The organism is Geodermatophilus sp. SYSU D01105, from assembly GCF_054050095.1.
In genome coordinates this window covers 72,118-92,444 of the sequence record NZ_JBJGYR010000017.1, presented here as the reverse complement: position 1 = coordinate 92,444, position 20,327 = coordinate 72,118, and the positions used below count along the sequence as shown (strand labels likewise).

The following is a 20,327-nucleotide window of genomic DNA, read 5'->3' as shown; positions in this document are numbered from 1 at the left end:
CGTCCGCGCACGCTCAGGCGGGCACCTGGTCGGCGGCCCGCCGGATCTCGGCGATGTCGATGCGGCGCATCTGCAGCATCGCCTGGGTGGCGCGCTGCGCCCGGCCGGAGTCGGGGTCGTTGAGCAGGCTGAGCATCTCGACGGGGACGACCTGCCACGAGACGCCGAACCTGTCCTTGAGCCAGCCGCACATGCTCTCCTCGCCGCCGTCGGCGGTGAGCCGGTCCCAGTAGTGGTCGACCTCATCCTGGTCGGCGCACATGATCTGGAAGGAGATCGCCTCGCTGAAGGTGAACTGCGACCCGCCGTTGAGGGCCGTGTACTCCTGCCCGTCGAGGGTGAAGTCGACGGTGAGGACGTCGCCCTCCTTCATCGGCGGCGGCATGTCGGGGCCGTAGCGGGTGACCTGCCCGATCGAGCTGTTCGGGAAGACCGAGGTGTAGAGCTGGGCGGCCTGCTCGGCCTGGCCGTCGAACCACAGGCACGGGATCTGCTTGGGCATCGGGTTCCTCCGCGGTCGGTGCTGCTCGTCAGGAGGTAGACGCCGCGGCGGCGCGGAACTCATCGCGGATCGGGGTCCGTGGTGGTGTGCGGTTCCGGCGGGCGCCCGTGGTGGTGTGCGGTTCCGGCGCATCCTGGCCGGAGAACGCGCCGGAACCGCACACCACCGGGCGCGGCGCTCGGGGCGGCGACGCACGGTCGCCCGCACTCAGTGGCCGGAGCTGCCGGGGCTGGAGTGCCACAGCTTGCGCGGCGCTGCTGCGGCCCGGCGGGCCGCCGTCGCGGCGTCGTCCCCGGCCGGCTTGATGTCGGCGTAGGGCGACATCCGGAAGCCGGTCGGGTGGACCAGCACCGGCTTGACCACCACCGGCCGGGACCCGTGCGAGGCCGCCGCCCCGGTGATGGCCGCCTCCGTGTACTCCCCCGGCGCGGCCATGTGCTCGGCCACCGCGGCCGCACCGCCGGCCTCCCATGCCTCGTGCAGCGCGGGCAGCTCCCACGCCCCGGTGGCGCGCAGGGACACCCCCCGCGGGCCGGTGCGCCGCAGCACCCCGCGGATCACCAGCAGCCACGAGTGGAAGACCGTGGCGGCGTAGGGCCCCTGGGCGTCCTCGAAGAAGGTGGAGTCGGTGCACCCGGTGCCGTCGTCGAGGGTCACGAAGACCACCCGGCGGCCGGAGCGGATCGGCGGGGTCTGGGTCGCCACCTTGACGCCGGCGACGAGCACCTCCGCGCCGCTGCGGCAGCCGAGCAGCTCCCCCGCCGGGACCGCGCCGATCGCGGCGAGGAACGGCCGGTAGAAGTCGACGACGTGCCGGCTGGCGTCCAGCCCGAGCACCTCCAGCTCGGCTCGCACCAGCTCGGCGTCGGTGAACTCCGGCAGCCCGCTGCCCTCCGCCCAGCCCGGCCCGACTTCGCCCGCCTCCTCGCCACCGTCCTCCTCGCCGGGGAGCTCCAGGCCCATGAGGTCGAGGCTGAGCTGCCCGTTCGAGCTCGCCCGCGCGCCGCTGCGGCTCCACCGGTCGAGCTCGCCGATCTGCAGCAGCAGGTCGCGCCGGGTGACCTGCCGGCGGCTGCGGGTGGGGCGGCCGGCCTCGCGGTCGCGGATCCCGAAGCCGTAGAGGGAGTCGAAGCCGCCGGCCAGCACCAGCCGCTCGACCACCGGCCGGGACACCGACGCCCGGTGCCAGAAGTCGGTCAGCGACCGGTAGGGCTGCCCCGCGACGACGCGGGCCACCTCCTCCTCGGCGATGCCCTTGACGTCGGCCAGCGACAGCCGGATGCCGTAGCGGGACGGGTCGGCCATCGAGGCGGGCATCCACTCGGGCCGCTGCCAGGACGGCTCCTCGTCGTCGAGCCGCTCCACCCGGTAGGTGCCGGCCGAGGCGTTGACGTCGAGCCCGAGCACCCGGACGCCGAAGTTGCGGGCGTCGTCGAGGATCAGCCGCTTCGGGTACATGCCCGGGTCGTGGGTGAGCACCCCGGCCAGGAACGCCGCCGGGTGGTGCGCCTTGAGCCACGCCGACTGGTAGGTGGGCAGGGCGAAGGCCGCGGCGTGGGCCTTGCAGAACCCGAACGAGCCGAAGGCGACCAGCACCTCCCAGACCTGCTCGGCCACCTCCGGCGGATAGCCCTCGGCCAGCGCGCGCGGGACGAACCAGGTGCGCACCTCGGGGTGGGCGTCCTTCTCCCCCAGGGCGCGGCGCACCTCGTCGGCCTCGGCGAGGGTGCAGCCGGTCATCCGGGACACGACCTGCAGCACCTGCTCGTGGAAGACCACGACGCCGGCGGTCTGCTCGAGTGCGAAGGCAAGGTCGGGGTGCGGGTAGACCGCCTCCCGCCAGCCGTTCCGGGCCATGAGGAACGGGGTGACCATGTCGCTCTTCACCGGCCCGGGCCGGAACAGCGAGATGTCGATGATGATGTCCTCGAACGTCTCCGGCCCGAACTTGCCGACCAGCTCGCCCTGGCCCGGCGACTCGATCTGGAACATGCCGAGGGTGCGGGTGCTGCGGATCAGCTCGAACGTCGTCGGGTCGTCGCGCGGGACCGTGTCGATGTCGACGACCTCGCCGTCGACCCGGGCCACCTCGTCGAGGGCGTGGGCGATCGCCGACTGCATCCGGATGCCCAGCAGGTCGAGCTTGAGCAGTCCGAGCTCCTCGACGTCGTCCTTGTCGAACTGGCTCATCGGGTAGCCCAGGTAGCTGTTCTCCACCGGGGTGCGGTCGAGCAGCGTGGCGTCGGAGAGCAGCACCCCGCACGGGTGCAGCGCGATGTGCCGGGGCAGCCCGTCGAGGCGCGCGACGAGGTCGAACAGCAGGTCCAGGTCGCCGGTGCCGCCGGCCCGTCGCGACCCGAACCGGCTGGCCCGCAGCTCCGGCAGGTCCTTGAGCGCGGCGTGCACCTGGTTGGCCCGGATGTGCGGGAAGGCCTTGGCCACCGCGTCGATCTCGGCCGGGGGCAGCCCGAGCGCGGCGCCGACGTCGCGGATGGCGTGCCGCACCCGGTAGGTGTCCATCATCGAGATGCAGCTGACCCGGTGGGCGCCGAAGCGCTCGATCACCGCGTCGTAGACCTCCATCCGGCGCGCGGACTCCACGTCGATGTCGACGTCGGGCAACTGGTGGCGCAGCGGGGAGAGGAAGCGCTCCATCAGCAGGCCGTAGCGGATCGGGTCGACGTCGGAGATGCCGAGCAGGTAGGTGACCAGGCTGCCCGCGCCCGAGCCGCGCGCCGCCGCACGGACCCGCAGGCCCTTGATGAGGTCGACCACGTCGGCGACGGTGAGGAAGTAGGACGGGTAGCCGAGGGAGTCGATCACCTCGAGCTCCTCCTCGAGGCGCACCCGCACCCGCTCGGTGAGCGCCATCCCGCGCCGGCCCAGCCCCGCCTCGCAGCGGGCGCGCAGCACCTGCGACGGGTTCATCCCCTGCTCGGCCGGGGTGGTGACCACGTCGAGCTCGGGATAGCGCACCGTGCCGATGCCGAGGTCGGCCCGGACGTCGACGGCGCACTGCTCGGCCAGCCGGGCGGTGCGCTCCAGCAGCCGCAGCACCGCGTCGCGGTCGGGCCCGACGACGTCCTCGGCGACCTCGGCCATCTCCTTACCCGACTTCAGGTACCCCTCGGCGGTGCGCCGGTCGACGTGCCGGGTGTCCAGCGGCACCAGCCGGCGTGCGGCGTCGAGGACGTCGGCGGTGGGGGCGTCGAGAGCGTCGACGTAGCGGACGGCGTTGGTGAGCACCACCGGCACGTCCTCCGCGGCCGCGAAGCGCAGCAGTGCCTGCGCCCGGGAGCGGTCGCCCCGGCCGCGGTGGTGGACCAGCTCGAGCACCAGGGAGCCGGGGCCGAAGACCGCGCGCCAGGCGGCCAGTCGGGCGGAGGCGACGTCGGCCCGGCCCGCGGCCAGCGCCCGGCCCACCGGGGAGTCCGGCCCCAGGAGGGCGACCAGCCCCGGCGCGTGCTCGGCGGCCAGCGCCAGCGAGCTCACCGGCTCGCCGCGGATGCCGCGCAGGTGGGTGGCGCTGGTCAGCCGGCACAGCGACCGCCAGCCGGCGCCGTCCCGGGCGAGGAAGGTGACCCGGGGCAGCCGGGGGTCGACGCTGGCCCCGCCCCGGGCCGGCACGCGGCGACCCGACCCGGCGCGGCCGGAGGCGCCGGGTGGCCCGTCCGGCCGGCGCGCACGCGTCCGCTCCGCGGAGTGCCCGCCTCCCAGCACCGGCGCCAGGGCCGGCGGCACCGTGCTGTCGACCGCGGGCACGACGGCGAGGTCCACCCCGAAGACCGGCCGCACGTCGGCCGCCCGGCAGGCGAGGGCGAACTTGACCGCGCCGTAGAGCCCGTCGCGGTCGGTCAGCGCCAGGGCTTGCATGCCGTGCTCGGCAGCCCGGTTCACCAGGTCGGCCGGGTGGTTGGCCCCGTACTGCATGGAGTAGCCCGAGGCGACGTGGAGGTGGACGAAGGGGTCGGCCGTCACCGCCTGTTCCGGTGCTCGGAGCCACCGACCACCCGCGGGCGGGCGCGTCGAGGCGACTCGGGTTCCGGGTCGCTGCCCAGGCAGCTCTCGACCACGGTGAGGAAGGCCCGGACGTCGCGGACCAGGTCGTCGGCCTCGCGCTCGGTGACCGCCCGGGAGAGCCCGGCCTCCGCGGCCGCCCGCTTGGCGGCGCCGGCGGCGAAGAACGTGGCCCACTCCCCGAGCTCCGGCGCGACCTGGCCGAGCAGCACCCAGGCGCTGCGCGGCCGCCGACGCCCGGACTCCGGCCGCGTGCGGGCGGCCAGCACCGCCGCGGCGGCCCGCAACGCGCCGAGGTGCGCCGTGGCGTAGCGCTGCCGGGCGTCGGTGCTCGCCGAGGCCTCGGCCAGCGCTCGGGAGGCCTGGTCGAGCAGCTGCGTGGCCGCCGGCGGCAGTGGCGGGGGCAGGGGGAGCTGATCGGCCACGACGCGGACCGCGCCCATCAGTCGTGCACCCGCACGAGCGACCACCGGTTGGCCGTGGACTCCCAGCTGAGGTCGAAGACGCCGGCGAAGCTCATCCGCGACCGCCCGGCCCGGACCGCCTCCACCCGCCACACCTCGCGCGTGGCGACCAGCTCGGCGGAGGCGCCGCCGGCCTCCTCGGGACCCCGCTGCCACCACGGTGCGGTCTCCACCCACGAGTCGAGCAGCTCTCCCACGACGTACCGCGACTGGCCCCGCCAGAACTGCGCCGGGCCGAGGGACCCCCGCTCGACCTGCACCTCTTCGCCGACCCGACCGCCGACCCCACCCAGCACCCGGCTCATGACAGACTCCCCACCGCTCTGCGCCGACCCGGCCGGCCCGCCCGCCACACCGGGTGGGGAAGGACCCGGGTGCGGCGGGAGGTCGACCGCTGTTCGAACGCGTGTTCGAACGAGGTCGAGTAGACCCGACCGCACCGACACTCGTCAAGCGGAGCGCGCGGGAGTGGGCGAGCCGGCGCGGCCGAGGGCCAGCGGTCGGCGGGAGCCGATGGGAGGATCAGCGCATGAGCCGACCCGAGCACCCGCGGGTGGCTGCCATCGCCCGCCTCCTGGCGGAGTCCGGAGCGGCCGGGGAGGTCCGCGACCTGCCCGACAGCGCCCGCACCGCCGGCGCGGCCGCCGCGCAGCTCGGCGTCCCCGTCGGGGCGATCGCCAACAGCCTGGTGTTCGACGTCGCCGGCGCGCCCCTGCTGGTCCTGACCAGCGGCGCGCACCGGGTCGACGTCGACCGGGTCGCCACCCTGCTCGGCGTCCCCGCGGTGCGCCCGGCCTCCCCCGACTTCGTCCGCCGGCACACCGGGCAGCCCATCGGCGGGGTGGCACCGATCGGGCACCCCGAGCCGATCGGCACGCTGGTCGACGTCGAGCTGGCCCGCCACGAGCGGGTCTGGGCTGCCGCAGGCCACCCGCACGCGGTCTTCCCCACCACCTACGAGGAGCTGCTGCGGTTGACCGGCGGCACCGCGGCCGAGGTCGGCACCGGCCCCGTCACCCCGGTGGAGGTGTCGCCGTGACCGGGCGCGCGAGGTCCCGCACGGGCGGACCACCCCCGGCTCCGGGGACGACGAGGGCCGAGGAGGAGGCACCGTGACCGGCACGACCCCCGCGACGCGGGTCACCGAGCTGCCCACCGGGTGGCTGCGCGACCACATGCACGAGGCCCTGGCCATCTACGGCGCGGCGATGGGCTACGCGCCGTCGGTCGTGGCCGGGCGCTACGGCTATGCCGTCCAGCACACCGAGCGCGCCGGGTTCCGGGCCGTCGGCGGCTTCGTCGCCACCCCGGAGGGCGAGCAGCTGGTCGGGTTCGGCTACGGCTACCTGGTCGCCCCCGGCCAGTGGTGGCACGACCAGGTGCGGGCGGCGCTGGACCGGCGGACCGCCAAGCGGTGGCTGCCCGGGGCCTTCGAGGTCTGCGAGCTGCACGTCCACCCCGACCACCAGAGCCGCGGGCTGGGCCGGCAGCTGTTGCACGCCCTGCTGGCCGACCTGCCCCACCCCGCGGCGCTGCTGTCCACCCCCGACAGCGACACCAAGGCCTTCCGGCTGTACCACGCCGACGGCTTCGTCGACCTGGCCCGCAACCACCACTTCCCCGGCGACTCCCGCCCGTTCGCGATCCTCGGCGCCCGCCTGCCGCTGCGACCACCGCCCCCGCGCGTCGACGCGCGGTGACCGACGGCGACTCCCCCGTCGACGCCGTCGTCGTCGGCGCCGGGCACAACGGGCTGGTCGCGGCCTGCTACCTGGCCCGCGCCGGCCTGCGGGTCGAGGTCGTCGAGCGCGACGAGGTGCTGGGCGGGGCGGTCTCCACGGTGGAGCGGTGGCCCGGCGTCCGCGTCGACCGCGGTTCCAGCGCGCACGTGATCATCCGGCAGAGCGGCATCCTCGAGGAGCTGGACCTGGCCGCGCACGGCCTGCGTTACGTCGACTGCGACCCCTGGGGCTTCGCCCCCGCCCCGGTCCCGGGCGATCCCGGCCCGGACGGGCGCCCCCTGGTCTTCTCCGTCGACCTGGCGGCCACCTGCGCCTCGATCGCGGCGGCGTGCGGGCCGGACGACGCCGACGCGTACCGCCGCTTCGTCGAGGTCTGGGCACCCCGCAGCCGCGCGGTCGTGGCCTCCTTCGCGCGGCGGCCGAGCCCCGCGGGCCTGCTCCGGTCGTTCTGGCCGCTGGGTGCGCCCGCCCAGGGCCGGCCGCGCACCTCCGGCGGCGACCTCGCCGTCGACTTCCTGGGCTCGGGCGACGCGCTGCTCGACCGGTGGTTCCGCAGCGAGCGGCTCAAGGCGGCGCTGGCCTGGTTCGGCGCGCAGTCCGGCCCCCCGGTCAGCGAGCCGGGCACCGCGGCGATGGTCGCCTGGGCGACGCTGCTGCACGACGTCCCGCCCGGCCACCCGGTCGGCGGCTCCGGCGGGCTCACGCAGGCGCTGCGCCGGCGGCTGGAGGCCGACGGCGGGCGGGTCACCCTGGGCGACGGCGCGGCGCGGCTGCTCGTCGAGGGCGGCCGGGTCGCCGGCGTGCAGACGACGTCCGGACGGCGGGTCCGCGCCCCGGTCGTGGTCGCCGCCTGTCACGTGCTGGAGACCCGCGACCTGGCCGGCGGGTCCGCCCCACCCGCGCTCGCCGACGCCGACCCGCCGCTGGGCAACGGCTTCGGCCTGGTGGTGCGCGCCCTCACCGACGCCCCGCCGGCCTACCCGGGCGTCGCGACGGCCGAGGCGCTCGGCGGCCTCCAGTTGCTGTGCACCGACCGCGCGCAGCTGGCCGCGGCCGCCGGCGACTGGCGGGCCGGCCGGCTGCCCCGGGAACCGGTGCCGCTGGCGATGTGCTTCTCCGCCACCGACGACACCCTCGCCCCGCCCGGCCGGCACGTGGTCACCGTCTGGGGGCAGTGGTACCCCTATGCGCTCGCCGACGGCGCCGACTGGGACTCCCTGGCCGAGTCCGAGGCCGCCCGGCTGGTCGCGTCCGTCGACCGCTTCGCCCCCGGTTTCGCCGACTCGGTACAGCGGCTGTACGTCCAGACGCCGGTGCTGCTGGAACGGGAACTGTCCCTGCTGCGTGGCAACGTCATGCACGTGGAGATGGGGCTGGCCAGCATGTTCGGCTTCCGCCCCACGCCCGCCCTGTCCGCGCACCGCGTCCCGGGGCTACCGGGCCTGTACCTGGCCGGCGCCTCGACCCACCCGGGCGGCGGCGTCTCGGGCAACTCCGGGCGGACGGTGGCGCGGGTCGTCCTCGCCGACCGTGGGCGGCCGGCCCGTGGCCGGGCGGCACTGGCCCGCGCGGCCGGCCGGCTCCGGGGTCGCCGGTGACCGGGCCGGCGCTGACGCGGTCGCGCGGCACGGCGGTGGTCCTGCCGTGGGCGCTGGCCGGGCTGCTCGTCCTCGTCGCGATCGCCTACCCGCTGACCGACGGCGGTGCGCGGGACACCGTCAGCTGGACCATCGTGCTGCTGGGCGCTGCCCTCTCGGTGGGCCACGCCGCGGCCAGCCGGGGGGCGCGGACCGGCGCCGCGGTCCTGCTGCTGGTCGGCGTGACGGCGGTGGTGTTCGAGGCGGTCGGGCTGGCCACCGGCGTCCCCTACGGGCAGTACACCTACAGCGACGACCTCGGCCCGACGCTGCTCGGCGTCCCGTTCCTGGTCCCGCTGGCCTGGCTGATGATGGCCTGGCCGAGCTGGCTGCTGGCCCGCCGGCTGACCGCCGGGGTCGGGGCGCCGCGGCGCCGTCCGGCCCGTGTCGCGGTCGCCGCCGCCGTCTTCGCCGGCTGGGACGTCGTGCTGGACCCGCAGATGGTCCAGGCCGGCTACTGGACGTGGGCCCACCCGCGGCCGTCCCTGCCCGGCATCGACACCGTGCCGCTGACCAACCTGGCCGGCTGGCTGCTGGCCGGCCTGGTGCTGATGACGGTGCTGGACCTGCTGGTCTCCGGCGCGCCGGCGCGGATCGGCGACGGCGCGCCGCTGCTGGCCCTGGCCTGGATGACCCTCGGCGGCGCGCTGGCCCACGCCGGCTGGCTGGACCTGCCCGGCTCGGCGGCGTGGGGGGTCGTCCTCGCCGTCCCGGTGCTGGCCGCCCTGGCGGTGCAGGCCCGGCGGGCGCGGTCGCGGTGAGCGGCCCGGGGGTGCGCGCCCTCTCCGGGGTGGCGGTCGCCGGGGCGCTGCACGCGGCCCTCAACGCGGCGCTGCTGCGCCGGCCGCCGTCCTCCCCGCCGCCGGTACGCCGCCCCGTCACCGTGGTCCTGCCGGTCCGCGACGAGGAGGCGCAGGTCGGCGGCTGCCTGGCCGCGGTCCTGGCCCAGCAGGGCGTGCCCGACCTGCGGGTGGTCGTCGTGGACGACGGCTCGACCGACGGCACGGCCGCGGTGGTCCGGTCGGTGCCCGATCCCCGCGTCCGGCTGGTGCCCGCTCCGGAGCCGCCGCCGGGCTGGCTGGGCAAGCCGCACGCCTGTGCGGCCGGCGCGGCGAGTGACGAGGCCGCTGGCGACGGGGTCCTGGTCTTCCTCGACGCCGACGTCCGGCTGTTCCCGGACGCGGTCGCCTCGGCGGTGGCCCTGCTCGACGCCGCCGGCCTGGACCTCGTCTCCCCCTGGCCGCGGCCGGTGACGGGGACCGCGGCCGAACGGCTGGTGCAGCCACTGGGCCCGTGGCTGTGGATGGCGACGCTGCCGGTGCGGCTGGCCGAGCGCTCGCCGCGCCCGTCGCTGGCGGCCGCCAACGGCCAGTTCCTCGTCCTGCGGCGGACGGCCTACGAGCGGGCCGGCGGGCACGGCGCCGTGCGCGGCGAGGTCATCGAGGACGTCGCGCTCGCCCGGGCGGTCAGGCGGACCGGCGGGCGGACGGCGCCCGTCGACGGGTCCCGGCTGGCCGCCTGCCGCATGTACGAGGGCTGGTCCGCGCTGCGGGCGGGGTACGCCAAGTCGCTGTGGGCCTCGGTCGGCGGGTCGCCGGTGGCCAGCGCCGCGGCCGCGGCCGGCCTGACCGCCGTCGCCGTCCTGCCGGCCCTGGCCGCCCTGCGCGGCTCCCGCGCGGGCCTGCTGGGCTACGCGGCCGGCGTCGCGGGGCGGGCGGTGTCGGCCGCGGTCACCGGCAGCCGGGTGTGGCCGGACTCGCTGGCCCACCCGGTCTCGGTGCTGCTGTTCGACGCCCTGATGGCCTCGTCGCTCGCCGCGCGACGGCGCGGGACGCTCGCCTGGCGCGGCCGCCGCCTCCCCTCCTGATCCCCCCGCGGCCGACCGACCGGTGCTCGGCGAGGATGGGCGGGTGACCAGCCCGGATGCCCGCGTCCTGTTCGACCCGGCCGCCATGGACAGCGGCGCCTTCTACCGGGTGCTCAACTCGGTGGTGGTGCCCCGGCCGATCGCCTGGGTGACCAGCCGCTCGGCCGAGGGCGTGGTGAACCTGGCGCCGCACTCCTTCTACACCGTCGCCTGCGTGGACCCGCCGGTCGTGCAGTTCACCTCGGTCGGCCGCAAGGACTCGCTGCGCAACGTCGAGGCCACCGGCGAGTTCACCGTCAGCCTGACCCCGGAGGAGCTGTTCGAGCAGGTGAACGCCACCGGGACGGACTTCCCGCACGGGGTGAGCGAGGCCGAGGAGTGCGGCGTCCGGCTCGAGCCCGGCGAGCGGGTCTCGGTGCCCCGGGTCGCCGAGTCCCCCGTGGCGGTGGAGTGCACGCTGCACTCGACGCTGCGGCTGGGCGACAGCACCGTCGTCTTCGGCCGGGTGCAGCTGATCAGCGTGCGGGAGAGCGCGGTCCGCGACGGGCGACCGCGGATCGAGGAGCTCAAGCCACTGGCCCGGCTCGGCGGCAACGAGTGGTCGACCATCGGCGAGGTCAAGGAGATCCGGCGGATCGCCTACCGCCGCTGGGCCGAGGACCCCACGATCGGCGAACAGCTCCGGGAGGGCTGACGGAGAGGGGCACGCGGTCCACGCCCGGTCGGGCGGGCGCCGGCGCGCCCGAAGAGGGACCAAAGGCCCTTGGATCGCCCCGAGCAGGCGGATGAGCATCCTGTCTCATGCGAGACGATCCGGTCTCGCGTCGGGTGAGACGAGCCCGGGAGGAGAGCGATGGGCTGGTTCCGGACCGCCGTGGTGGGTGTCGCCGTCGCGACAGCAGTGCTGCTCACCCCCGGGGCGGCGGCTGCGAGCAGCAGCGACGCCGCACCCCGGCACTGCGAGCAGATGTGGATCTGGTGGATCCCGTTGCCGTGCCTGTAGCCGGACGGGCTCCCCCGGCCGGGACACGCGGCGACTCGGCGCCGGTGGGGCACGGCACCCGGTGCCGGTGCGGTCCCCGAGGACCGCGGTGTCAGGGCAGGTGGGCAGCGACCTCGTCGGCGGCGTCGGACCCGAAGGCCGCGGCGAACCGCTCGAGGAAGGGCTGCCGCTCCAGGGAGTACTCCTGCGTGCCGATGACCTCGACCGCCTCGGTGGCCACCGCCGAACCGAGCTGGGTGGCTCGCTCCAGGCCCAGCCCCCACATCCGGCCGGCGATGAACCCGGCCCGCAGCGCGTCGCCGCCACCGGTCGGCTCGACCGGCTTGGTCTCGGGCACGGCGATCACCGAGATGGGCTCGCTGCCGGCCTGCCGCACGAGGACGCCCTCGGCGGCCCGGGTGGTGATCCACACCCCCACGCGGGCGAGCACCTCCTCGGCGGTCCAGCCGGTCTTCTGCAGCAGCAGCGCCGCCTCGTACTCGTTGGTGAACAGCAGTTCGGCGCCGTCCACCAGCTCGCGGATCATCTCGCCGTCGGCCCAGGCCAGCTGCTGGCTCGGGTCGGCGGCGAAGGGGAAGCCGCGGTCGCGGCACTCCTGGGTGTGGCGCACCATCGCGGTCGGGTCGTTGGGGCCGACGACGACGAGGTCCGGCGTCCCCACCCGCGCGGCGACCGGGCCCAGCTCGATGGACGACGCCTCGCTCATCGCGCCCGAGTAGAACGACGCGATCTGGTTGTTCACCGCGTCGGTGGTGCAGACGAACCGCGCGGTGTGCTTGAGCTCGGACCAGTGCACGCTGGCGGTGTCCACACCGTGCCGCGCCAGCCAGGCGTCGTAGTCGGCGAAGTCGCTGCCGACGGCGCCCACCAGCACCGGCCCCACGCCGAGCAGGCCCAGGCCGTAGGCCATGTTCGCGCCCGCCCCGCCCCGGTGCTGCACCAGGTCGTCGACGAGGAAGGACAGCGAGACGTTCTCCATCTGCCCCTCGACGAACTGCTCGGTGAACTTCCCGGGGAAGGTCATCAGGTGGTCGGTGGCGATGGAGCCGGTGACGACGACGGGCACGGGGGTCGCTCCCTCGGAGGCGGTGGCGGCCCGCGCGAGTCGGGTCCGGGCTGGGCAGGACAACCTTAGGTGGCCGCCCCGCGGCCCCGCCGGTCAGTCCGCCAGCGCCCGGCGCAGGGAGGCCGTCAGCTGTCCCACGCCGACCATCCCGAGCAGGCAGCCGACGGCCGTGCCGGCGGTGACCACCGGGGCCGCGGCGACCAGGCCGGAGAGCACTCCCGCGCCCCCGAGGGTGAACCCGGTCATCGCCACCCGCGTCGGCCGCTCCCAGACCGAGATCGCCCCGGTCTCGGCCACGCCCGCCTGCCCGGCGCGGGCGCGCAGGTAGTCCGGGAGCCAGCACAGCCCGCCGAACGCCGCGGCCAGCCAGCCGGGCGCCCCGGCCACCCAGAGCGCCGCGGCGAAGGCGGCCTCGCTGAGCCGGTCGACGGCCGAGTCGAGCACGAAGCCGCGGCGGGAGGCCCGGCCGGTGCTGATCGCCAGCGCGCCGTCCACCGAGTCCAGGACCGCCGAGACGCCGATCAGCGGTCCGGCCACCATCAGCCACGGACCGCCGGCCGCCGCCGGGACGACCGCGGCGACCGCCACCGCCAGTCCGAGCGCGGTGGCCGCGACCGGGGGCAGCCCGGCCAGCGGACGGGCGACCGCGTAGGCGGCTGACAACCAGCCGCGGACCAGCCGGCTCTGCGCGGGGTCGGTCCCGCCGTGCCACGCCGACCAGGCGGCCAGGTACTCCTCGCGGCTCAGCACGCCCGCAGTCCACCAGGACGGCGCGAGCCCGGCGAGAGCAGGGACAGTGGGGAGGTGCTCGCCGGCCTCTCCCCCGCCCGGCGCCGCCTCGTCCTGGCGGTGCTGGTCCTCGTCGTCGTCGCCGCCCTCGCCGCCGGTGTCCTCCTGCTGCTGGGCCGGTCGTCGGGAGGCGCGGACGGGCCGGTGTCCCAGGAGGAGCCGGGGCCGGTGCTGCTGGTCCCCGGCTACGGCGGGTCCACCGCGTCGCTGCAGCCCCTGGCCGACCGGCTCACCGCGGAGGGCCGCGACGCCACCGTCGTCGCCGTGCCCGGGGACGGCACCGGCGACCTCACCGCCTCCGCCGACGTCCTGGGCGCGGCGGCCGACGCCGCGCTGGAGCGCACCGGCGCGGACAGCGTCGACGTCGTCGGCTACTCGGCGGGCGGGGTCATCGCGCGGCTCTGGGTGGCCGACGGCGGTGCGGACGTGGCCCGGCGGGTGGTCACCCTCGGCTCGCCGCACCACGGCACCACCCTCGCCGACCTGGCCCGCTCGATCGCGCCGTCCCAGTGCCCGGTGGGCTGCCAGCAGATGTCGACCGGCGGCGAGCTGATCGCCCAGCTCAACGCCGAGGACGAGACCCCGGAGGGCCCGACCTGGGTCTCCATCTGGACCGCGCAGGACGAGACGGTGACCCCGCCGGACTCGGCCCGTCTCGAGGGTGCGCTGAACCTGCCGGTGCAGTCGGTGTGCGCCGACGCCCGGCTCGGTCACGGCGACCTGCCGCGGGACCCCCTCGTGCAGGCGATGGTCCTCGCCGAGCTGGCGCCCGGGGACCCGGTCGCGCTCGGCCCCGACGACTGCGCCCCCCTCGGTGGGTGAGGAAGGACCCTCCCCCGCCGCTCGGCCCCGTCCCGGGCCCCGCCCTGAGCCTGCGAGGGGTGGGGCCCGGGACGGGGCCCTCTCTCAGCTGGTGACGTCCTTGGTGGTGAAGTTGGCCCACGCCGCGGCGAGCAGCACACCGACGTAGACGCCCTGCAGCGTCAGGCCCCGGACGACGTCCCGCCACAGGATCGGGTCGCGGAAGAGGTCGACGAACGCCAGCCAGTAGCGCGTGGGCAGGTACGGCGCGATCGGCGAGGCCGCGTCGAGGGTGAACAGCAGCGAGGAGGCGACCAGCACGGCCAGGGCGCCGAGGGCTGCGGCCAGCGGCGAGTCGGTCAGCGTGGAGAAGAACAGCCCGAACGCGGCGACCCCGAGCATCGAGACGGTGACGTAGCCGATGGCCATCGCGCTGCGGCCGAGCAGCTCCTGCTCGGACAGGGAGGTGCCCGACACCGACGTCCCCCCGGCCGGCTGGGCGTCGAACAGCGTCGCCCCGACGACGTAGCCGACGGCCGCCACCACCAGCACGGTCACCAGGACGAAGGCGATCACCGCGACCAGCTTGGCGACCAGCAGCCGCGTGCGGCCGGCCGGGCGGGCGAGCAGGTAGCGCAGCGTCCCGGCCTGCGCCTCGCCGGCGACCGAGTCCCCGGCGACGACGGCCACGGCGATGGGGAGGAACAGCGGCAGCACGATCGCCAACGCGGCGAGGGGGAACAGCGTCCCGTTGGTCAGGACGGCGGAGAGGAACGGCGGCCCCTCACCCGGCCGGGGCGCGAGGTCGGTGAGCACCAGCAGCACCGCCACCAGCACCGGCAGCGCGTTGAGGACGGCGATCGTGGTCCAGGTCCGCGGGCGCCGGAACAGCTTGCGCAGCTCGACGAGGATCACCGCGCCGCCTCCACCCGGTCGGGGCTGGTCCCCGCCGCGGCGAGGACCACCTCCTCCAGCGTGGGCCGGTCCAGCGCGAGGCCGGTCACGGGCACGCCCGCGCCGACCAGCTGCGCGTTGACCTCGGCGGGGTCCCCGCCCCGGACGACGACCCGCGTCCCGTGGACGGCCAGCACCCGCCCGTCGAGCAGCGCCCGCACCCGCTCGGGGGCGGGGGTGTGGACCACGGTCGCCCCGGTGGGTGCGGTCAGCGTCGCCAGGCTGTCCTGCAGCACCACGCGCCCACGGTCGAGCACGCCGACCCGGGTGCACAGCTGCTCGACCTCGGCCAGCAGGTGGCTGGAGAGGAACACCGTCGTCCCGCCGCGGTGCAGGTCCAGCAGCAGCTCGCGGATCTCGGAGATGCCCTGCGGGTCCAGGCCGTTGGTGGGCTCGTCGAGGACCAGCAGCTCCGGCCGCCGCAGCAGGGCGCCGGCCAGCCCGAGCCGCTGGCGCATGCCCAGCGAGTAGGCCTTGACCGGCCGCCGGTCGACGCCGGCCAGGCCGACCTGCTCGAGCACCTCCTCGATCCGCCGGCGGCGGGTGCGCCGGGACCCGCCCGGGCCCGCGGCGTCGAGCAGCGCGAGGTTGGCCCGGCCGGAGAGGTGCCCGTGGTGGGCCGGCCCCTCGATGAGGGCGCCGACCCGCGGCAGCACCCGCCGGGCGGCCCGCGGCATCCGCTGCCCGAGCAGCTCCACCTCGCCGCTGGTGGGCAGCACCAGGCCCAGCAGCATCCGCACGGTGGTCGTCTTCCCCGAGCCGTTCGCGCCGAGGAAGCCGTAGACGTCCCCCTCCTGCACGTCCAGGTCGATGCCGTCGACCGCGCGGACCCGGCCGTAGCGCTTGACCAGCCCCCGCGTGCGGATCACCACGGTCACGGCTGCGCTCCCCCGTGCAGCTGCCGGGCGGCCTCGGCGAGGGCGTCGAGGGTGACCGTCCCGGTGAGGACGTGGGCGCCGCGCCCGGGCGCGTCGACCAGCATCAGCCCCAACGGGCCGGCGGCCACCCGCAGGCCCAGCTCGTCGACCACGGCGTCCGGGCTGACCCGCAGGGCCTGCCGCAGGCCGGCGGCCAGCCGCGGCGGGACCGGCGCGACCGCCAGCAGCGTCACGCCGCGGCCGTACACCCCCACCGCCGCCGGCACCCCCTCCAGGGATCGGCGGGGCAGCCCGGCCAGCACCGGCGGCAGCGGCCCGGTCGGCGTCCGCCGGCCCGCCTCGCGGATCAGCTCGTCGGTGTCCGGCGCCTCGCCCACCGTGGCGCCCGGCGGCGGGGTGAAGGCCACCACCGACGCCGGGGGCACGGTGAGGTCCAGGTCGAGGAAGCGCGTGTCCAGGGCCGGGTCGCTCGCGCCCTCGGCGAAGACCTCGACCTGCAGGGGCAGCCCGCTGGCCGGGTCCACCCAGACGTCGACCCGGCCGACCGACGACGCGGCGTCCGCGGGGACCAGCCGCAGGCCGAGGGCGTCCCGGCCGGCGACGCGGCGCGCGCCGGCGCGGGAGACCTCCTCGTCGGTGGCCTCGGACAGCAGCCGCCGGCCCAGCGGCGCCGGCAGCAGGTCCGGCGGGGTGGGCAGCGCGAGGGACGACGGCTCGCCGCGGGTGGCGGTCGCGGACTCGTACTCCCAGGTCCAGGTGCCGCGGGGCGCGCGGTACACCCCGGTCTCCCCGGCGGCGGTGACGACGTCGACCCGGTGCTCCTCGGGTCCGCGCCACCAGGCCCGCATGGTCGTGCGGTCGCTGAACAGGTCGGCCACGGCGGGGAGCACCTCGGAGACCGGCAGCGCCAGCCCGCCCGCGGAGACGGCGTACCCCGAGAACCCGACGCCGGCGCTGGCCAGCACCGCGGCGCGCAGGTCGGCCGCCGGCACGTCGGCGTCATCCGCCGGCAGCGCCCCGACGATCGACGGCAGCGCGACCAGGCCCGCGACGAGCACCGCGACCGCCGTCCAGCGCCGCATCGCCCCGTGCGCGCGTGCGGCCATGCGGTAACGGTACGTGCGCGTCTCCCCTCCCGCGGCCCCGTGCCGGGCTACCGGACGCCGTCCCAGAGCACCCGCTGCTCCGGCCGGGGGTCGGGGACGACCGCGGTGAGCTCACCGAAGGCCTGCACCGGGCGGGTGGTCAGGTCGTACGCGGGCCAGCCCGGGTCCCCGCTGCGCACGAACGCCACCCACGCGGCGTGCACGGCGTCGGCCAGGTGCTGCGGTGCGGCGGGTCCGGCCAGCGGCTCCACGCCCTCGGTGGCCAGGGTGTCGAAGACGAAGGCGATCTCCAGCGCGTGGCAGGCCCCGAGCCGGCCGCCGAACTGGGGGCTGGGCCAGGTGAACTCGTACACGAACGTCCGACCCGGCCCGCCGGCGCGCGCCTCGGCGAGCCGGACCGCCGGGATCCGGAAGAACCAGTCGGTGGCGGCCTCGACCAGCAGGTCGCCGGGCGTGGCCGTGGGGGCACCGGCCCGGTAGACGTCGAGCGCCGCGGCCACCGGCAGGCCGTAGCCGGTCAGCAGCAGCCGCAGCAGGTCCTCGGTCACCAGGTCGACGAACCCGTTGGGGACGAGGAAGAGGGTGTGCTCGTCGGTGTTGGTGCCCACCAGCAGGTCGACGCCGGCGCCGGCACCGGCGGCGACCGCCTCGACGGGCAGGGACGGGAGGACCTCGCCGTCGACCACCGGCTCGAAGACCATCGAGTTCAGCGTGATCTCGCCCCAGCGCGCCGGGTCGGGCGCCGCGGCGGCCTCCTGCGAGAGCGCCTGCTGGGCCGCCAGCAGGTCGGGGACCGGCACCGCGGCCAGCGCCTCACGGGTCAGTGGCAGGCCGAGCCGCTCGGCCAGGTAGCCGGCCACCCGGCGCGCCGTCCCCGCGGACAGGGCGTGGTGGCCGGCGCCGCTCTGCGCCACCGCGCGGCGGAACAGCCCCGCGGCCCGGGGCATCGACAGCAGCGACGTCACGCTCATCGCCCCCGCCGACTCCCCGGCGACGGTCACCTGGTCCGGGTCGCCACCGAACGCCGCGATGTTGTCGCGCACCCACTCCAGGGCCGCGACCTGGTCCAGCAGCCCGCGGTTGGCCGGGCCGCCGTCGTCGAAGTGCAGGAACCCGTCGACGCCGAGCCGGTAGTTGAACGTCACGCAGACGACGCCGTCCCGGGCGAACGCGGTGCCGTCGTACTGCGGCACGGCCCCCGAGCCGTTGACGAAGGCCCCGCCGTGGACCCACACCAGCACCGGCAGACCGCCGGCGCCGGGGTCCGGCGTCCAGACGTTGAGGTTGAGCACGTCCTCACCCGGCACCACCGGCTCGGGCAGCAGCAGGTCGACCGGCGCGGGGTAGGGCGGCTTCGGCGCCGTCGGGCCGTAGGCGGTGCAGTCGCGGACGCCCTCCCAGGGCGGCGCCGGCACCGGTGCGGCGAACCGCAGGTCGCCGAACGGCGGCGCGGCGTACGGGATGCCCTTGAAGGCGACGACCGGGCCGCTGGCCGCGCCGCGGACCGTTCCTGACGTGGTGGTGACCTCGAGCTGCACCCTCCGAGGTCTAACGGACCGGCGCCCCGGCGGCGACCCGAGCCCGGGCGGGCAGGCGTCCTCGCCGAGCGGATCCGGCCGACCACCCGATCCGAGCGCGAGAGCTCCACCGGCCGGGAGGCGTTCCCGCAGGGACGCCCTCACAACACCTCGACGCGGACGTCGTGTCCGGGAGCGAGGGCGTCGTCCGGCCACGGCGGGCGGAGCAGGAGTGCCCCCACCCCCGCGGCGACTCGTGCTCTGCGTGCGCCGTGCAGGCAGAGCACGACCGTGCCGGGACACCGTCCCGGAGCCCGGCGCCGCACGTCACGTATGCACCCACCGCATCGGCGGGTAGAGCCCCGGCATGGCACCTCCGATGAGCGACGCGGTCGTCGTCGACGTCCTGCGCCGGGTCGACCGGCTGACCGCTCCGCTGGTCCGCCGCCTGGGGCGGCCGCCGGCGCTGTCCCCGGCCGCGCGCGACCGGTGGTGGGCCGACCGGGCCTCCCGCGTCGCCGCCGGGGTCAGCGCCGCGCCGCGCTTCGCCGGCAAGCTCGCCGACCTCCTGCCGCTGCAGAACACCGTCGGGGCGGCCGTGCAGGCCCTCGTCGTCGGTGGGGTGGCGACCGAGCACGGGGTGACCGACCCCGCCGAGCGGGTGTCGCTGCTGGCCTCCGTGCTGCTCGGCCGCGACCTGCCCACCGAGCGGGTCCGGCCGCTGCTGGCGCGGGTGCCGGGCACCTACCGCGAGGAGGCGTTCGGCGCGCGCGAGGAGCGCGCCGGCGTCCTGGGCAACCTCCGCACGCTGTGGCGGGTGGCCCGGCTGCTCGGCCGCATCGACGACACCCTCGACGCCCGCCCGAAGGGCAGGCTGCGGCACCGGTTCCTCGCCAACCTGCCCGTGGTCGGCGTGCTCGGCGGGTACGCGGCCGAGCGGGAGGGGCTGCGCCGGGCCGCGGGTGCGGCCGCCGCGGCCCTGGCGCCCGAGCCGGCTCGGGTCAGCGAGTAGCGCCGACCGCGGTCAGGTTGGCGTGCACCTCGCGGGTCGCCGTGGACCGGTTCATGGTGATGAAGTGGATGCCGGGCACCCCCTCGTCCAGCAGCGTCCGGCACAGCTCGGTGGCCACCTCGACGCCGTAGGCGCGGACGGCGGCCTTGTCCTCGGGGCGGTCCCCGTCGAGCTCGGCGAAGCGGGTGGCCAGCTCCTCGGGGAAGGCCTGGCCCGACAGCTGGACGATGCGGGTGATCTGCCGGGCGTTGGTCACGGGCATGACCCCCGCGATGACCGGCACGTCGCACCCGCGGGCGGCGACCCGGTCGCGCAGCCGCAGGTAGTCCTCGGGGCGGAAGAACATCTGGGTGATCGCGAAGTCGGCCCCGGCGCGGCACTTGCGGACGAACATCTCGACGTCGGTCTCGAAGTCCGGCGAGCGCGGGTGCCGCTCGGGGAAGGCCGCCACCCCGACGCAGAAGTCGCCCATCGACCGGATGAGCTCCACCAGCTCCGCGGCGTAGGTCAGCCCCTGCGGGTGCGCGACCCACTCCGCCTGCGGGTCGGCGCCGGGCGGGTCGCCGCGCAGCGCCAGCAGGTTGCGCACCCCCGCGGCGGCCAGCCGGCTCACCACGTGCCGCAGCTCGGCGACGCTGTGGTCGACGGCGGTCAGGTGCGCGAGCGGGGTCATGGTCGTCTCGGTGGCGATCCGCTCGGTGACCGAGACCGTGCCCTCGCGGGTCGAACCGCCGGCGCCGTAGGTGACCGACACGAAGGACGGCTGCAGCCGCTCCAGCTGCCGCAACGCCGTCCACAGCTGGTCGGCGCCCTCGGGGGTCTTGGGCGGGAAGAACTCGAACGACCACGTCGGCCGTGCGGAGGCGAGCAGGTCTCGCACGGTGCGGGTCATGGGGACTGAGGATACGGACGCGGATCCCGCGTCGGTCCTGCATCCGCCCGGTGTCGTCGGGGCGAAGACGGCGTGGCAGA

Annotated in this window: 20 protein-coding genes; 9 read left to right on the top strand and 11 right to left on the bottom strand. The window is 76.5% G+C overall.

Going from position 1 to position 20,327, the window contains the following annotated elements:
* Positions 1–13: 13 nt before the first annotated feature.
* From ACI79I_RS16940 to ACI79I_RS16925, 4 genes are all read right to left on the bottom strand, one after another.
* On the bottom strand, positions 14–502 hold the full coding sequence (locus ACI79I_RS16940) for a VOC family protein (protein WP_456993489.1): 489 nt from the start codon (positions 500–502) through the stop codon (positions 14–16).
* Between the two features lie 207 nt (positions 503–709).
* The gene (locus ACI79I_RS16935; protein WP_456993488.1) at positions 710–4,480 is read right to left on the bottom strand and encodes a DNA polymerase III subunit alpha; all 3,771 of its coding nucleotides are present in this window, start codon (positions 4,478–4,480) and stop codon (positions 710–712) included.
* Positions 4,477–4,944, bottom strand: a complete 468-nt coding sequence (locus ACI79I_RS16930; RefSeq protein ID WP_456993487.1) for an SAV_6107 family HEPN domain-containing protein — start codon at positions 4,942–4,944, stop codon at positions 4,477–4,479. Before ACI79I_RS16930 ends, ACI79I_RS16935 begins: the two co-directional genes overlap by 4 nt.
* 17 nt (positions 4,945–4,961) lie before the next feature.
* The gene (locus ACI79I_RS16925) at positions 4,962–5,288 is read right to left on the bottom strand and encodes a DUF6504 family protein (RefSeq protein WP_456947641.1); all 327 of its coding nucleotides are present in this window, start codon (positions 5,286–5,288) and stop codon (positions 4,962–4,964) included.
* Between the two features lie 224 nt (positions 5,289–5,512).
* On the opposite strand from ACI79I_RS16925, the gene ACI79I_RS16920 reads away from it, so the two are divergent.
* The 7 genes from ACI79I_RS16920 to ACI79I_RS16890 all read left to right on the top strand — a co-directional run bounded on the left by ACI79I_RS16920 (position 5,513) and on the right by ACI79I_RS16890 (position 11,232).
* Positions 5,513–6,022, top strand: a complete 510-nt coding sequence (locus tag ACI79I_RS16920) for a YbaK/EbsC family protein (RefSeq protein WP_456993486.1) — start codon at positions 5,513–5,515, stop codon at positions 6,020–6,022.
* 73 nt (positions 6,023–6,095) lie between these two features.
* The gene (locus ACI79I_RS16915; RefSeq protein WP_456993485.1) at positions 6,096–6,683 is read left to right on the top strand and encodes a GNAT family N-acetyltransferase; all 588 of its coding nucleotides are present in this window, start codon (positions 6,096–6,098) and stop codon (positions 6,681–6,683) included.
* The gene (locus ACI79I_RS16910; RefSeq protein WP_456993484.1) at positions 6,680–8,323 is read left to right on the top strand and encodes a phytoene desaturase family protein; all 1,644 of its coding nucleotides are present in this window, start codon (positions 6,680–6,682) and stop codon (positions 8,321–8,323) included. Before ACI79I_RS16915 ends, ACI79I_RS16910 begins: the two co-directional genes overlap by 4 nt.
* The gene (locus ACI79I_RS16905; protein ID WP_456993483.1) at positions 8,320–9,123 is read left to right on the top strand and encodes a carotenoid biosynthesis protein; all 804 of its coding nucleotides are present in this window, start codon (positions 8,320–8,322) and stop codon (positions 9,121–9,123) included. The genes ACI79I_RS16910 and ACI79I_RS16905 overlap by 4 nt, the downstream gene beginning before the upstream one ends.
* On the top strand, positions 9,120–10,229 hold the full coding sequence (locus ACI79I_RS16900) for a glycosyltransferase (RefSeq protein ID WP_456993482.1): 1,110 nt from the start codon (positions 9,120–9,122) through the stop codon (positions 10,227–10,229). The genes ACI79I_RS16905 and ACI79I_RS16900 overlap by 4 nt, the downstream gene beginning before the upstream one ends.
* Positions 10,230–10,272: 43 nt before the next feature.
* The gene (locus ACI79I_RS16895) at positions 10,273–10,923 is read left to right on the top strand and encodes a flavin reductase family protein (RefSeq protein WP_456993481.1); all 651 of its coding nucleotides are present in this window, start codon (positions 10,273–10,275) and stop codon (positions 10,921–10,923) included.
* 159 nt (positions 10,924–11,082) lie between these two features.
* Positions 11,083–11,232: a hypothetical protein gene (locus ACI79I_RS16890; RefSeq protein WP_456993480.1), complete on the top strand. Its 150-nt coding sequence runs from the start codon at positions 11,083–11,085 to the stop codon at positions 11,230–11,232.
* Between the two features lie 91 nt (positions 11,233–11,323).
* On the opposite strand, the gene ACI79I_RS16885 is transcribed toward ACI79I_RS16890, so the two are convergent.
* Together ACI79I_RS16885 and ACI79I_RS16880 are read right to left on the bottom strand one after the other, a co-directional pair.
* Entirely contained in the window at positions 11,324–12,298 is a 975-nt protein-coding gene (locus ACI79I_RS16885; RefSeq protein WP_456993479.1) for a carbohydrate kinase family protein, read from the bottom strand.
* Between the two features lie 93 nt (positions 12,299–12,391).
* Positions 12,392–13,048, bottom strand: a complete 657-nt coding sequence (locus ACI79I_RS16880; RefSeq protein ID WP_456993478.1) for a CDP-alcohol phosphatidyltransferase family protein — start codon at positions 13,046–13,048, stop codon at positions 12,392–12,394.
* 54 nt (positions 13,049–13,102) lie between these two features.
* On the opposite strand from ACI79I_RS16880, the gene ACI79I_RS16875 reads away from it, so the two are divergent.
* Positions 13,103–13,909 (top strand): lipase family alpha/beta hydrolase, encoded by an 807-nt coding sequence (locus ACI79I_RS16875; RefSeq protein WP_456993477.1) that lies wholly within the window; start codon positions 13,103–13,105, stop codon positions 13,907–13,909.
* A gap of 84 nt (positions 13,910–13,993) precedes the next feature.
* Here ACI79I_RS16875 and ACI79I_RS16870 read toward each other — a convergent pair whose 3' ends face one another.
* Genes ACI79I_RS16870 through ACI79I_RS16855 form a run of 4 tightly spaced genes read right to left on the bottom strand, consistent with a single transcriptional unit; the run spans position 13,994 to position 18,364 of the window.
* Positions 13,994–14,803, bottom strand: a complete 810-nt coding sequence (locus tag ACI79I_RS16870; RefSeq protein ID WP_456993476.1) for an ABC transporter permease — start codon at positions 14,801–14,803, stop codon at positions 13,994–13,996.
* Positions 14,800–15,720 carry an ABC transporter ATP-binding protein gene (locus ACI79I_RS16865; RefSeq protein ID WP_456993475.1) on the bottom strand — a complete coding sequence of 307 codons (921 nt, stop codon included), beginning with the start codon at positions 15,718–15,720 and terminating at the stop codon, positions 14,800–14,802. The genes ACI79I_RS16870 and ACI79I_RS16865 overlap by 4 nt, the downstream gene beginning before the upstream one ends.
* Positions 15,717–16,826, bottom strand: coding sequence for a sigma-E factor regulatory protein RseB domain-containing protein (locus ACI79I_RS16860; RefSeq protein ID WP_456993474.1), 1,110 nt, complete (start codon positions 16,824–16,826; stop codon positions 15,717–15,719). The genes ACI79I_RS16865 and ACI79I_RS16860 overlap by 4 nt, the downstream gene beginning before the upstream one ends.
* A gap of 47 nt (positions 16,827–16,873) precedes the next feature.
* Complete coding sequence (locus ACI79I_RS16855) at positions 16,874–18,364, bottom strand: carboxylesterase/lipase family protein (protein WP_456993473.1); 1,491 nt, start codon at positions 18,362–18,364, stop codon at positions 16,874–16,876.
* Between the two features lie 346 nt (positions 18,365–18,710).
* Between ACI79I_RS16855 and ACI79I_RS16850 the strand changes: the two genes are divergently transcribed.
* On the top strand, positions 18,711–19,355 hold the full coding sequence (locus ACI79I_RS16850) for a hypothetical protein (RefSeq protein WP_456993472.1): 645 nt from the start codon (positions 18,711–18,713) through the stop codon (positions 19,353–19,355).
* Here ACI79I_RS16850 and metF read toward each other — a convergent pair.
* Positions 19,345–20,247 (bottom strand): methylenetetrahydrofolate reductase [NAD(P)H], encoded by a 903-nt coding sequence (gene metF / locus ACI79I_RS16845; RefSeq protein WP_456993471.1) that lies wholly within the window; start codon positions 20,245–20,247, stop codon positions 19,345–19,347. The two genes, ACI79I_RS16850 and metF, sit on opposite strands and share 11 nt — an antisense overlap.
* Positions 20,248–20,327 lie beyond the last annotated feature (80 nt).